This is a genomic window from uncultured Sphaerotilus sp., from assembly GCF_963924895.1.
Lineage (GTDB): Bacteria > Pseudomonadota > Gammaproteobacteria > Burkholderiales > Burkholderiaceae_C > Sphaerotilus.
Genome location: NZ_CAWURG010000002.1, coordinates 106,783 through 119,370, shown reverse-complemented (window position 1 = coordinate 119,370; position 12,588 = coordinate 106,783). Strand labels below are relative to the sequence as shown.

At 65.8% G+C, this 12,588-nt stretch carries 12 protein-coding genes; 10 read left to right on the top strand and 2 right to left on the bottom strand.

From position 1 onward, the window contains the following. Both AABN02_RS00770 and AABN02_RS00765 read right to left on the bottom strand, forming a co-directional pair. On the bottom strand, window positions 1-138 hold a 138-nt coding region (locus AABN02_RS00770; protein ID WP_338413016.1), incomplete at its 3' end, for an ATP-grasp domain-containing protein. A gap of 148 nt (window positions 139-286) precedes the next feature. After that, the gene (locus AABN02_RS00765; protein WP_338413012.1) at window positions 287-937 is read right to left on the bottom strand and encodes a GntR family transcriptional regulator; all 651 of its coding nucleotides are present in this window, start codon (window positions 935-937) and stop codon (window positions 287-289) included. Window positions 938-1,031: 94 nt separating this feature from the next. On the opposite strand from AABN02_RS00765, the gene scpA reads away from it, so the two are divergent. The 10 genes from scpA (at window position 1,032) to AABN02_RS00715 (ending at window position 12,456) form a co-directional block, all read left to right on the top strand. Further along, entirely contained in the window at window positions 1,032-3,203 is a 2,172-nt protein-coding gene (scpA, locus tag AABN02_RS00760) for a methylmalonyl-CoA mutase (protein ID WP_338413011.1), read from the top strand. A 27-nt stretch (window positions 3,204-3,230) separates the two neighbouring features. Further along, a complete protein-coding gene (locus AABN02_RS00755) occupies window positions 3,231-3,710 on the top strand; it encodes a GNAT family N-acetyltransferase (RefSeq protein ID WP_338413010.1) in 480 nt (159 codons plus the stop codon). 31 nt (window positions 3,711-3,741) lie between these two features. Further along, entirely contained in the window at window positions 3,742-4,800 is a 1,059-nt protein-coding gene (meaB, locus tag AABN02_RS00750) for a methylmalonyl Co-A mutase-associated GTPase MeaB (protein ID WP_338413009.1), read from the top strand. Window positions 4,801-4,863: 63 nt separating this feature from the next. Then, entirely contained in the window at window positions 4,864-6,396 is a 1,533-nt protein-coding gene (locus tag AABN02_RS00745; protein WP_338413008.1) for an acyl-CoA carboxylase subunit beta, read from the top strand. Between the two features lie 23 nt (window positions 6,397-6,419). After that, window positions 6,420-8,498, top strand: coding sequence for an acetyl/propionyl/methylcrotonyl-CoA carboxylase subunit alpha (locus AABN02_RS00740; protein WP_338413007.1), 2,079 nt, complete (start codon window positions 6,420-6,422; stop codon window positions 8,496-8,498). Between the two features lie 87 nt (window positions 8,499-8,585). After that, window positions 8,586-8,795: an AbrB/MazE/SpoVT family DNA-binding domain-containing protein gene (locus tag AABN02_RS00735; RefSeq protein WP_338413006.1), complete on the top strand. Its 210-nt coding sequence runs from the start codon at window positions 8,586-8,588 to the stop codon at window positions 8,793-8,795. Window positions 8,796-9,026: 231 nt separating this feature from the next. Beyond that, complete coding sequence (locus AABN02_RS00730) at window positions 9,027-9,494, top strand: VOC family protein (RefSeq protein WP_179634582.1); 468 nt, start codon at window positions 9,027-9,029, stop codon at window positions 9,492-9,494. 135 nt (window positions 9,495-9,629) lie between these two features. Continuing rightward, window positions 9,630-11,528, top strand: a complete 1,899-nt coding sequence (locus AABN02_RS00725; RefSeq protein ID WP_338413005.1) for a propionate--CoA ligase — start codon at window positions 9,630-9,632, stop codon at window positions 11,526-11,528. A 188-nt stretch (window positions 11,529-11,716) separates the two neighbouring features. After that, complete coding sequence (locus AABN02_RS00720) at window positions 11,717-12,229, top strand: AAA family ATPase (protein WP_338413004.1); 513 nt, start codon at window positions 11,717-11,719, stop codon at window positions 12,227-12,229. Continuing rightward, the gene (locus AABN02_RS00715; protein WP_338413003.1) at window positions 12,226-12,456 is read left to right on the top strand and encodes a hypothetical protein; all 231 of its coding nucleotides are present in this window, start codon (window positions 12,226-12,228) and stop codon (window positions 12,454-12,456) included. The genes AABN02_RS00720 and AABN02_RS00715 overlap by 4 nt, the downstream gene beginning before the upstream one ends. The last annotated feature ends 132 nt before the right edge of the window (window positions 12,457-12,588 follow it).

The window sequence follows — 12,588 nt, the reverse complement described above, 5'->3', positions numbered from 1 at the left end:
CTTCACGACCCACACCGGGCCGCCCAGCTTCTGGGCGGCTTCCACCGCCTCTTGCACCGTGAACGCCGGGTAGCCGCGCGGCACCGGCACGTCGAACTGGCGCAGAACTTCCTTGCCTTGGTATTCGTGGATCTTCATCGGGGTTTGCTCCTCGGGATGGCGGAGAGTTTCGGGGTGTTGAAACTGGGGGACTGGGGTTGCGGAGTGTGACGCGCGGGCGGACTCTGCGACTTCAAACTGACCTCAAGCTGAGACATGTCACACAGTTCCGCTGCGACAGCCTGTCTCAGCCTGCAGCAGCGGCGAGGCCATTGTCGAAATGGGCGCGCATGAGCCGCGTGGCCAGCGCGCCGTCGCGCCGCTCCAGCGCGTACATCAGGGCGCGGTGTTCGTTGAGGGATTCTTCGGGCCGCCCCTGCTTGAACAGCGAGTGGTGGCGGTTGAGCTTCATCACCTTGCGCAGGTCGGCCACGATCTGCTGGCGCCAGCGGTTGCCGGCGATCACCAGCAGCTGGATGTGGAAGGCCTCGTTGGTCGCGAAAAAGAACTCGCGCTGGTGGACTTCGCGCTCCAGCCGGTCGTGCAGTCCGCGCAGCTGGGCGAGATCTTCGGGCGAGGCGTTGCGGGCCACGTCACCGGCGGCATCGCTCTCCATCAGCGCGAGCAGGTGGTAGACCTGCCGGACATCGTCGCTGGACATCTCGGTGACGTAGGCGCCGCGGCGCACCTTCATCGTCACCAGCCCCTCGACCGCCAGCACCTTCAGCGCCTCGCGCAGCGGCGTGCGGCTGATGCCGAGTTCGGCGGTGAGCTTCTGCTCGTCGATCCAGCTGCCGGGTTCCAGCTCGCGGTTGAAGATCTGTTCGCGCAGGCGCTCGGCCACGTCCTGGTAAAGGGCGCGCGGGGCCAGAGCCGTGTCGAGGGCGGGAGTGTTCACGGGCGGTGTGTCAGAAGAGTGTCAGAGCAGCGTCAACATTGAATTCATAATTATGCATCATGTATCATGAGCGAACCAGCGCCAGGAACACAACATGTCGAACAGCACCTCGAACAACCCCGAATTCCAGCCAGCCTCGCTCGCTCAGTGGACCAAGGCGGCCGCCAAGTCCGCGCCTGGTGGCCAGGTCGATGCCCTGAACTGGGTGACGCCGGACGGCATCACCGTCAAGCCGCTCTACACCGCCGAAGACGTGCAGGGCCTGGCGCACACCAACACGCTGCCCGGCTTCGAGCCCTTCCTGCGCGGCCCGCAGGCGACGATGTACGCGGTGCGCCCGTGGACCATCCGCCAGTACGCCGGCTTCTCGACCGCCGAGGAATCGAACGCCTTCTACCGCAAGGCGCTCGCCGCCGGTGGTCAGGGCGTCTCGGTCGCGTTCGACCTGGCCACGCACCGCGGCTATGACTCCGACCACCCGCGCGTGACGGGTGACGTGGGCAAGGCGGGTGTGGCGATCGACTCGGTCGAGGACATGAAGATCCTCTTCAACGAGATCCCGCTCGACAAGGTCTCGGTCTCGATGACGATGAACGGCGCCGTGCTGCCGGTGCTGGCGGGCTATGTCGTCGCGGCGGAAGAGCAGGGCGTCTCGCAGGACAAGCTCAGCGGCACCATCCAGAACGACATCCTCAAGGAGTTCATGGTCCGCAACACCTACATCTACGGTCCCGAGCCGTCGATGCGGATCATCGGCGACATCATCGAGTACACGGCGAAGCACATGCCGAAGTTCAACTCGATCTCGATCTCCGGCTACCACATGCAGGAAGCGGGCGCGAACCAGGCGCTGGAACTCGCCTTCACGCTCGCCGACGGCAAGGAATACGTCAAGACCGCCATCGCCAAGGGCATGGACGTGGACGCCTTCGCCGGCCGCCTGTCCTTCTTCTGGGCAATCGGCATGAACTTCTATCTGGAGATCGCGAAGATGCGCGCCGCGCGTCTGCTGTGGTGCCGGATCATGAAGGGCTTCGACGCCAAGAACCCCAAGAGCCTGATGCTGCGCACGCACTGCCAGACTTCCGGCTGGTCGCTCACCGAGCAGGACCCGTACAACAACATCGTGCGCACGACGGTCGAGGCCATGGCCGCGGTCTTCGGCGGCACGCAGTCGCTGCACACCAACGCACTCGACGAGGCCATCGCGCTGCCGACCGCGTTCTCCTCGCGCATCGCCCGCAACACCCAGCTCATCATCCAGGAAGAGACCCACATCACCAGCGTGGTCGATCCCTGGGCTGGCTCCTACATGATGGAGTCGCTGACGCAGGAAATGGTTGACAAGGCCTGGGCCATCATCGAGGAAGTCGAGGCGATGGGCGGCATGACCAAGGCGGTCGACTCCGGCTGGGCCAAGCTGAAGATCGAAGCCAGCGCCGCCGAGAAGCAGGCGCGCATCGACTCCGGCAAGGACGTCATCGTCGGCGTCAACAAGTACAAGCTCGCCAAGGAAGACCCGATCGACACCCTCGACGTGGACAACGTCATGGTGCGCGATGGTCAGGTCGCCCGGCTGCAGCAGATCCGCGCCACCCGCGACACGGCCGCCGTGCAGGCCGCGCTGACCGCGATGACCGACGCCGCCCGCGCTGGCACCGGCAACCTGCTCGACCTGGCGATCCAGGCCGTGCGCCTGCGCGCCACGGTGGGCGAGGTCAGCGACGCGCTCGAAGCCGTCTATGGCCGCCACCGCGCCGACATCCAGAAGGTCACTGGCGTTTACGCCGCGGCTTACGACTCGGCCGAAGGCTGGGAAAAGCTGCAGACTGAGATCGCCAATTTCGCCGAAACCTACGGCCGCCGCCCGCGCGTGATGATCGCCAAGCTCGGCCAGGACGGGCATGACCGCGGCGCCAAGGTCGTGGCCACCGCCTATGCCGACCTCGGCTTCGACGTGGACATGGGCCCGCTGTTCCAGACGCCGGAAGAATGCGCCCGCCAGGCGATCGAGAACGACGTGCACGCGGTGGGCGTTTCCACGCTGGCCGCCGGGCACAAGACCCTGGTGCCGGCCATCATCGCCGAGCTGAAGAAGCAGGGCGCCGACGACATCATCGTCTTCGTGGGTGGGGTAATCCCGCAACAGGATTACGATGCTCTGTTCGACGCCGGCGTGAAGGGGATCTACGGTCCCGGCACGCCGATTCCGGCCTCGGCCAAGGATGTTCTGGAGCAGATACGCGCCCATGTGTCCGCGGCCTGAGGTTCCCCCTCAGACCCTTCGGCGACCATGAACGTTTCCTCTGCTGCACGACCACGACTGCAACTCACGCCCGCGGGCGAAGGCGATTTCGAGGCCTTGCTGGCGTTGCGGATGGCGGCGATGAGGGAAAGTCTGACCCGGCTGGGGCACTTCGATCCGCAACGGGCGCGCGAGCGCCTGAGCCGTGGCTACAACCCGGCGCACACCCGGCACATCCTGCGTGACGGGGAACTGGTGGGCTTCGTGGTGGTGATTCCCCGGCCGCATGACCTGCTGCTGGACCACCTCTACATCCACCCCAGCGCGCAGGGCGAGGGCATCGGTGGCTGGGTGATGCGCCAGGTGCTGGCCGAGGCCGATGTGCGGACGATGCCGATGTCGGTGACGGCACTCAAGCACACCGACGCGACCCGTTTCTACCAGCGCCACGGCTTCATCCTGGAAGCCGAAGGCGAATGGGATCTCTACTTCCGCCGCCCGGCCCACCCGCCGAGCGATTCCGACTGACGACGATGGCCCTGACCGGCCCCTAGCGGCGATGACTGAAGACTTTTCCCACCTGCCGGCTGCCGAGCAGGCACTGGCCGCGGGCATCGTCGGCGACCAGCCCACCGTGCAGCGGCGCGCGATGGCCAAGGCGATCACGCTGCTCGAATCGACCCGGCCCGATCACCGCCTGCGTGCCGACGCGCTGCTGAACGCGCTGCTGCCGCACACCGGCCGCTCCTTCCGCCTGGGCATCTCGGGCGTGCCGGGCGTGGGCAAGTCGACCTTCATCGAAGCGCTGGGCCTGTACCTGATCGGCCAGGGGCACCGGGTCGCGGTGCTGGCGGTCGATCCCTCGTCGAGCGTGTCCGGCGGCTCGATCCTGGGCGACAAGACCCGCATGGAGCATCTCTCCGTGCACCCGAACGCCTACATCCGCCCGAGTCCCGCCTCCGGCACGCTGGGTGGTGTGGCCGAGAAGACCCGCGAGGCCATGCTGATCGCCGAGGCCGCCGGCTACGACGTCGTCATCATCGAGACGGTCGGCGTCGGCCAGAGCGAGACGGCGGTGTCCGGCATGACCGACATGTTCTGCCTGCTGCAACTGCCCAACGCGGGCGACGACCTGCAGGCGATCAAGAAGGGCGTGATGGAGCTGGCCGATCTGGTCGTCATCAACAAGGCCGACATCGACCCCAACGCCGCCACCCGCGCCCGCGCCCAGATCACCAGCGCATTGCGCCTGCTGGGCATGCACCAGTACCACGGCGGCAGTCATGGCGCCCACGGCGATCCGCACGGCCACGGCGGCGACCTGCTGTGGCAGCCGCAGGTCATCCAGCTCAGCGCCCTCAAGGTCACCGGTCTGGACGACTTCTGGGCCGCCGTCACGCGCTTTCGCGCACTGCAGACCGCCAGCGGCCGGCTCGACCAGCGCCGCCAGCAGCAGAGCCTGGCGTGGATGTGGGAGCGCATCGAGGCGGGCTTGCGCGAGCGGTTCCGGGCCCACCCGGACGTGCGCGGCCAGCTCGCCGGCACCACCGAACAGGTCCGTGAAGGCTGCCTCGCCGCTTCGGTCGCGGCGCGGCGCCTGCTCGACCTGCTGAACTGAATTCCGACCGATTTCCCATCGATTCCCCACCGATTTCCGACCTGATCACCGAGGAGATGCTCCATGCATGACATCCAACAGATGCTCGAAGCCAAGCGCGCCAAGGCCCGCCTCGGCGGTGGGCAAAAGCGCATCGACAGCCAGCACGCCAAGGGCAAGCTGACCGCCCGCGAGCGGCTCGAACTGCTGTTCGACGAAGGCACCTTCGAAGAGTGGGACATGTTCGTCGAGCACCGTTGCTCGGACTTCGGCATGGCCGACAACAAGATCCCCGGCGACGGCGTCGTGATCGGCTACGGCATGATCAACGGCCGCCTGGCCTTCTCGTTCAGCCAGGACTTCACCGTCTTCGGCGGTGCGCTGTCGGAAGCCCACGCCGAGAAGATCTGCAAGGTCATGGACCAGGCGATGAAGGTCGGCGCTCCGGTGATCGGCCTGAACGACTCGGGCGGCGCGCGGATCCAGGAAGGTGTCGCCTCGCTCGGCGGTTACGCGGAAGTGTTCCAGCGCAACGTGATGGCCTCGGGCGTGGTGCCGCAGATCTCGATGATCATGGGCCCGTGCGCGGGTGGCGCGGTGTACTCGCCGTCGATGACCGACTTCATCTTCATGGTGAAGGACTCGTCCTACATGTTCGTCACCGGCCCCGAAGTGGTGAAGACCGTGACGCACGAGGAAGTCACCGCCGAAGAACTGGGCGGCGCGATCACGCACACGACCAAGAGTGGCGTGGCCGACGTGGCCTTCGACAACGATGTGGAAGCGCTGCTGATGCTGCGCCGCTTCTTCAACTACCTGCCGCTGAACAACAAGGAAAAGCCGCCGGTGCGCCCGAGCGGTGACCCGGGCACGCGGCTGGACCACTCGCTCGACACGCTGGTGCCAGAGAACCCGAACAAGCCCTACGACATGAAGGAGCTGATCCTGAAGGTCGTCGACGACGGCGACTTCTTCGAGATCCAGCCCGACTACGCCAAGAACATCGTCATCGGCTTCGCCCGCATGGAAGGCCAGACGATCGGCATCGTGGCCAACAACCCGCAGGTGCTGGCCGGCTGCCTGGACATCAAGTCGTCCATCAAGGCCGCGCGTTTCGTGCGCTTCTGCGATGCGTTCAACATCCCCGTGGTCACCTTCGTGGACGTGCCCGGCTTCATGCCCGGCACCTCGCAGGAGTGGAGCGGCATCATCAAGCACGGCGCCAAGCTGCTGTACGCGTATGCCGAATGCACGGTGCCGAAGGTCACCGTCATCACCCGCAAGGCCTACGGCGGCGCGTATGACGTGATGTCGTCCAAGCACCTGCGCGGCGACGTGAACTTCTCGTGGCCGAACGCCGAGATCGCGGTGATGGGGGCCAAGGGCGCCGTCGAGATCATCTTCCGCGAGGACAAGGGCGATCCCGAGAAGCTGGCCGCCAAGGAAGCCGAATACAAGGCCCGCTTCGCCAACCCGTTTGTCGCCGGCGCGCGCGGCTTCATCGACGACGTCATCCAGCCGCACGAGACCCGCAAGCGCATCTGCCGCTCGCTCGTGATGCTCAAGGACAAGAAGCTCGACAACCCGTGGCGCAAGCACGGGAACATCCCGCTGTGATGGGCCGGCAAGGAGAAAACAACATGTTCACCAAGATCCTGATTGCCAACCGCGGCGAGATCGCCTGCCGTGTCATCAAGACCGCCCAGAAGATGGGCATCAAGACGGTCGCCGTCTACTCCGAGGCCGACAAGGAAGCGCGCCACGTCGAACTGGCGGACGAGGCCGTGCTGATCGGCCCGGCGCCATCGCGCGAGTCCTACCTCGTCGCCGACAAGATCATCGCCGCGTGCAAGGCCACGGGGGCGCAGGCGGTTCACCCTGGCTACGGCTTCCTGTCCGAGAACGCCGCGTTCGCGCAGCGGCTCGAAGAAGAGGGCATCGCCTTCATCGGCCCGAAGCACTACTCTATCGCGGCCATGGGCGACAAGATCGCCTCGAAGAAGCTGGCGCTGGAAGCCCAGGTCAACACCATCCCCGGCTACAACAACGCCATCGACACGCCCGAGCAGGCGGTCGAGATCGCCAAGGGCATCGGCTACCCGGTGATGATCAAGGCCTCGGCGGGCGGCGGCGGCAAGGGCCTGCGCGTCGCGTTCAACGACAAGGAGGCGTTCGAAGGCTTCTCGTCGTGCCGCAACGAAGCGCGCAACAGCTTCGGCGACGACCGCGTCTTCATCGAGAAGTACGTGCTGGAGCCGCGCCACATCGAGATCCAGGTGCTCGGCGACAGCCACGGCAACGTGCTGTACCTGAACGAGCGCGAGTGCTCGATCCAGCGCCGCCATCAAAAGGTCATCGAGGAAGCGCCGTCGCCCTTCATCAGCGACGCGACCCGCAAGGCCATGGGCGAGCAGGCGGTCGCGCTGGCCAAGGCGGTCAACTACCAGTCGGCGGGCACGGTCGAGTTCGTGGTCGGCAAGGACCAGGACTTCTACTTCCTGGAGATGAACACCCGCCTGCAGGTGGAGCACCCGGTCACCGAGTGCATCACCGGGCTGGACCTGGTCGAGCAGATGATCCGTGTCGCCGCGGGCGAGAAGCTCGCGTTCACGCAGGCCGACATCAAGCGCGAAGGCTGGGCGATCGAGTGCCGCATCAACGCGGAAGACCCGTTCCGCAACTTCCTGCCCTCGACCGGCCGCCTGGTGCGTTACGCGCCGCCGGCCGCCGATCTGGTGCAAGGCACCGAGACGCTGCAAGGCCCCGCCTACGAGAAGGGCCACTTCGGCGGCGTGCGCGTGGACACCGGTGTCTACGAGGGCGGCGAGATCCCGATGTTCTACGACTCGATGATCGCCAAGCTGATCGTCCACGGCCGTGACCGCACGGAGGCGATCGCCAAGATGCGCGAGGCCCTCAACGGCTTCGTGATCCGCGGCATCAGCTCGAACATCCCCTTCCAGGCGGCGCTGCTGGCACACCCGAGGTTCGTCACCGGCGAGTTCAACACCGGCTTCATCGCCGAGCACTACAGCCACGGCTTCAAGGCCGAGGACGTGCCGCACGACGATCCGTTGTTCCTCGTGGCACTCGCCGCCTTCGTGCGCCGCAAGGCCCGCGAGCGTGCGGCCGGCATCAGCGGCCAGTTGCCCGGCCACGGCGTCAACAAGGACGCACCGGACCTGGTCGTCGCGGTGCTCGGTGCCAAGGGCGACCACGTCTACCACCCGGTCAAGGTCAGCGGCTACGACAGCGCGCTCGGCACCGCCAACGTGCTGCTGGGCGACAAGATCTACGCGATCCGCAGCCACACCAAGCTGGGTGACCTGCTGATGACCGGCGTGTGCAACGGCCTGCCGTTCACCGCCCAGGTCGAGCGCAGCGCCAACAAGAACCCGCTCGCCATCCGCGTCGCCCACAACGGCACGCAGATCGACGCGCTGGTGCTCAACCCGCGTGCCGCGCAGCTGATGAAGCTGATGCCCTACAAGGCGCCGCCCGACACCAGCAAGTCGCTGCTGTCGCCGATGCCGGGCCTGCTGGCCGACGTGTCGGTGGCGGTTGGCCAGAAGGTGCAGGCCGGTGAGAAGCTGGCGGTCATCGAGGCGATGAAGATGGAGAACATCCTCGTCGCCGTGCAGGACTGCGTCGTCGCCGAGGTGCTCGCCAAGAAGGGCGAGAGCCTGAGCGTGGACCAGCCGATCCTGCGGTTCGAGTGAGGTTGGCGTAAACGCATTCCGCTCCGTCATGCCCGCGAAGGCGGGCATCCACGCTGGCGAGGTGGACGGGAATTGAAAGGATTTTGCATGGCAAGCGTCACCATCTCCTCCAGGTTCCAGATCGTCATCCCCAAGGACATTCGGCGCGTACTGGGCTTGGTACCCGGTCAGCGCGTAGATGTCCGATTGGTTGGCGATCACATCGAAGTGGTGCCGCTGCCACTTGTGAACGCCTCGCCCAATGATCCGAAAGCGTCTTCGGGTGACCGGCCTGGTTCCGGTACTGCGAAGGCCTGAGATTTTCTGGAAGGTTGGCGCGAACCCAGCCCCCACCCCAACCCTCCCCCGCTGGGGGAGGGAGCAAGACCCGACAGTCGGCTACCAAAGCCCAGCCATCGAGCCTCTGGAAACCTCTGGAAACGCTGCGCCTGAACTCCTCCCCCCAGCGGGGGGAGGTCGGGAGGGGGGCCTCCGGAGTCAGCCAACCTGCCAACCCACGCAAGCAAGCAACGCACTGAACGCCTCCACATGAGCACCCCCAAACCCTTCAAGATCCTCGGCATCCAGCAGATCGCCATCGGTGGCACCGACAAGCAGCGGCTCAAGTCGCTGTGGGTCGACATCTTCGGCCTGCAGGTCAAGAGCACCTTCGTCAGCGAACGCGAGAACGTGGACGAGGACATCTGCGCGCTCGGCAGCGGCCCGACCGCGGTCGAGGTCGACCTGATGCAGCCGCTGGACATCGACAAGAAGCCAGCCGTGCACGCCACGCCGCTGAACCACGTCGGCCTGTGGGTCGACGATCTGGCGAAGGCGGTCGAGTGGATGACGGCCAATGGCGTGCGTTTCGCGCCAGGCGGCATCCGCAAGGGCGCGGCCGGGTTCGACATCTGCTTCATCCACCCGAAGGCGAACGACGAGTTCCCGATCGGGGGTGAGGGCGTGCTGATCGAGCTGGTGCAGGCGCCGGCCGAGGTCGTCGCGGCCCTGTCCTGAGCATCTGCCGCACCCTGCGATGTGCGGCAACACCCGGCTGGCGACTGTCCGAGACAGGACAGCGTCAGCCGCTCCGGGTGAAATGAAAAGCTATACTCGCCGCGCTCGGTCGGCGGGGTCAGAGGAGACTGTTCCATGAGCACCAACTACGCTGAATTCCATCGCCGCTCCATCGAAGACCGCGAGGGCTTCTGGGGTGAACAGGCGCAACTGATCGACTGGCACAAGCCCTTCGACCAGGTCTGCGACTACAGCAACCCCCCGTTCGCCACGTGGTTCGCCGGTGGCGAGACCAACCTCTGCCACAACGCGGTGGACCGCCACCTCGCGACCCGCGCCGACCAGAACGCGCTGATCTTCGTCTCGACCGAGACGGACACCGAGAAGACCTACAGCTTCCGCGAACTGCACGCCGAAGTGCAGCGCATGGCCGCCATCCTGCAGAGCCAGGGCGTGGTCAAGGGCGACCGCGTGCTGATCTACATGCCGATGATCCCGGAGGCGGCGTTTGCGATGCTGGCCTGCGTGCGCATCGGGGCGATCCACTCGGTGGTGTTCGGCGGTTTCGCCAGCCATTCATTGGCCAGCCGCATCGACGACGCCCAGCCGAAGGTCATCGTCAGCGCCGACGCCGGGATGCGCGGTGGCAAGGGCGTGCCGTACAAGCACCTGCTTGACGAGGCGATCACCCTGGCCACCAGCAAGCCGGCCGCCGTCGTGATGGTCGACCGCGGGCTGGCACCGTATGCCAAGGTGGACGGTCGCGATGTCGATTACGCGACGCTGCGCACGCAGTTCATGGACGCCGTCGTGCCCTGCGAGTGGGTCGCCTCCGACCACCCGTCCTACATCCTGTACACGTCGGGCACCACCGGCAAGCCCAAGGGCGTGCAGCGCGACACCGCCGGCTACACGGTCGCGCTGGCCGCGTCGATGAAGCACATCTACATGGGCGAGCCGGGCGAGACCTACTTCTCCACCAGCGACATCGGCTGGGTGGTGGGCCACAGCTACATCATCTACGGCCCGCTGATCGGCGGCATGGCCACGATCATGTACGAAGGTCTGCCGATCCGCCCTGACGCCGGCATCTGGTGGAGCCTGGTCGAGAAGTACAAGGTCACCGTGATGTTCTCGGCACCGACCGCCGTGCGCGTGCTGAAGAAGCAGGATCCCGCGTTCCTGACCAAGTACGACCTGAGCAGCCTCAAGGCGCTGTTCCTGGCCGGCGAGCCACTGGACGAGCCGACCGCCAAGTGGATCGCCGAGTCACTGGGCAAGCCCATCATCGACAACTACTGGCAGACCGAAACCGGCTGGCCGATCATGGCCATCTGCAACGGCGTCGAGCCGGCCCCGACCAAGTTCGGCTCGCCGGGCAAGGCGGTCTACGGCTACGACGTCCAGCTGATCGACGAGACCACCGGCGAGGAGATCACCGAGCCGAACAAGAAGGGCGTGATCGCCGTCAACGGCCCGCTGCCCCCCGGCTGCCTGCAGACCGTCTGGGGTGATGACAAGCGCTACGTCAGCACCTACTGGACCAGCATCCACAACAAGGTGATGTACTCCACCTTCGACTGGGGCGTGAAGGACGCCGACGGCTACTTCTTCATCCTGGGTCGCACCGATGACGTGATCAACGTCGCCGGCCACCGCCTGGGCACCCGCGAGATCGAGGAAAGCATCTCCAGCCACGCCAACGTCGCCGAAGTGGCCGTGGTGGGTGTGGCCGACCAGCTCAAGGGCCAGGTCGCCGTGGCGTTTGCCGTGCTGAAGGATCCGAGCAAGGTCACGAATGCGGCCGATGCCAAGGCGCTGGAAGCCGAGATCATGAAGGTCGTGGACAACCAGCTTGGTGCCGTGGCGCGTCCGGCCTCGGTCCGCTTCGTCACCACGCTGCCCAAGACCCGCTCGGGCAAGGTGCTGCGCCGCGCGATCCAGGCCGTCTGCGAAGGCCGCGATGCGGGCGACCTGACGACCATGGAAGACCCGGCCGCGCTGATGCAGATCAAGGACCTGGTCACGGGCTGACCTGCCGGATCTTCGGCATCTGCCACCTTCGGGTGGCGATTCCGGACACGCGCCCCGCTCATTCGAGCGGGGCTTTTTTTCGTCCTGAATTCAGTTCGTCTTCAGAATAGCAAGAGGTAAAAATCACGCCAAGTTACATAATGAATTGAGATCTTCTTGAATTCACCTCCATCTGGAGCGAACTGGACATGCCCCGCATCCACATCATTGCCGGCCCGCCGGGCGCAGGAAAGACCACGTTTGCCAAGGAATATCTGCCGCAGGAGGCGGCCTGCCGCAATTTCATCGACGCTGATCTGATCGCCCAGGGCCTGTCGCCCTTCGAGCCGGAGCGCATGGCACAGCGCGCCAGCAAGCTGATGCAGATGACCATCCAGGACATGCTGCGCCTGCGCGAAACCTTCGGCTTCGAGACCTCGCTGCGCAGCCGGAACTACGCCAGCCTGATCCCCGACTGGCGCGCCAGGGGCTATGTGGTGCAGATCGTGTTCCTGTCGCTGCCGTCCTGGGAGGTGTCACAGCACCGGGTCAACGAGCGTGCGCGCCAGGGGGGCCTGCGCATGACGGGCGACGTCGTGCGCCGCCGTTACGAAACCGGATTGCACAACTTCCACGCCGTCTACAAGGACCTCGTGGACCTCTGGGTGCATTTCGACAACGCGGGCCCCGTCCCGAAACTGGTGGACTGGAGTGGCGCATGAAGAACGGTTCCGTGACCCAGACGTACATCGCGCCGGAAGTGCTCGCCGCTTACGCGGCGCTCAAGCGCTCCGCGGAGATCTCGCGGCAGATGGCCTTCCTCACCGGCACCGACGTCATCGTCGTCAAGGAGGGCCGCATCCTGCGTGAATCCGGCGCCGAGAGCTACGACCTGCGCACCGAGCGGCCGACGAGCAATGTGCATCCGCTGACCCGGCCCGCGCGCTGACGCGACTGCGGACAGGCGGACAGAGGGTCTGCCGGGCCTGACCCTGCACTGGAACGGACACCGGGGGTATCGCTTGACACTCTGTAGTGCAGAGTAATATGCTCTGCATCACAGAGTTCATGCTTGCACCCC

What these genes read in the sequence shown, in the direction of transcription:
- scpA (WP_338413011.1), top strand. Translation starts at nt 1,032, where the DNA reads ATGTCGAACAGCACCTCGAACAACCCCGAATTCCAGCCAGCCTCGCTC.
- AABN02_RS00755 (WP_338413010.1), top strand. Translation starts at nt 3,231, where the DNA reads ATGAACGTTTCCTCTGCTGCACGACCACGACTGCAACTCACGCCCGCG.
- meaB (WP_338413009.1), top strand. Translation starts at nt 3,742, where the DNA reads ATGACTGAAGACTTTTCCCACCTGCCGGCTGCCGAGCAGGCACTGGCC.
- AABN02_RS00745 (WP_338413008.1), top strand. Translation starts at nt 4,864, where the DNA reads ATGCATGACATCCAACAGATGCTCGAAGCCAAGCGCGCCAAGGCCCGC.
- AABN02_RS00740 (WP_338413007.1), top strand. Translation starts at nt 6,420, where the DNA reads ATGTTCACCAAGATCCTGATTGCCAACCGCGGCGAGATCGCCTGCCGT.
- AABN02_RS00735 (WP_338413006.1), top strand. Translation starts at nt 8,586, where the DNA reads ATGGCAAGCGTCACCATCTCCTCCAGGTTCCAGATCGTCATCCCCAAG.
- AABN02_RS00730 (WP_179634582.1), top strand. Translation starts at nt 9,027, where the DNA reads ATGAGCACCCCCAAACCCTTCAAGATCCTCGGCATCCAGCAGATCGCC.
- AABN02_RS00725 (WP_338413005.1), top strand. Translation starts at nt 9,630, where the DNA reads ATGAGCACCAACTACGCTGAATTCCATCGCCGCTCCATCGAAGACCGC.
- AABN02_RS00720 (WP_338413004.1), top strand. Translation starts at nt 11,717, where the DNA reads ATGCCCCGCATCCACATCATTGCCGGCCCGCCGGGCGCAGGAAAGACC.
- AABN02_RS00715 (WP_338413003.1), top strand. Translation starts at nt 12,226, where the DNA reads ATGAAGAACGGTTCCGTGACCCAGACGTACATCGCGCCGGAAGTGCTC.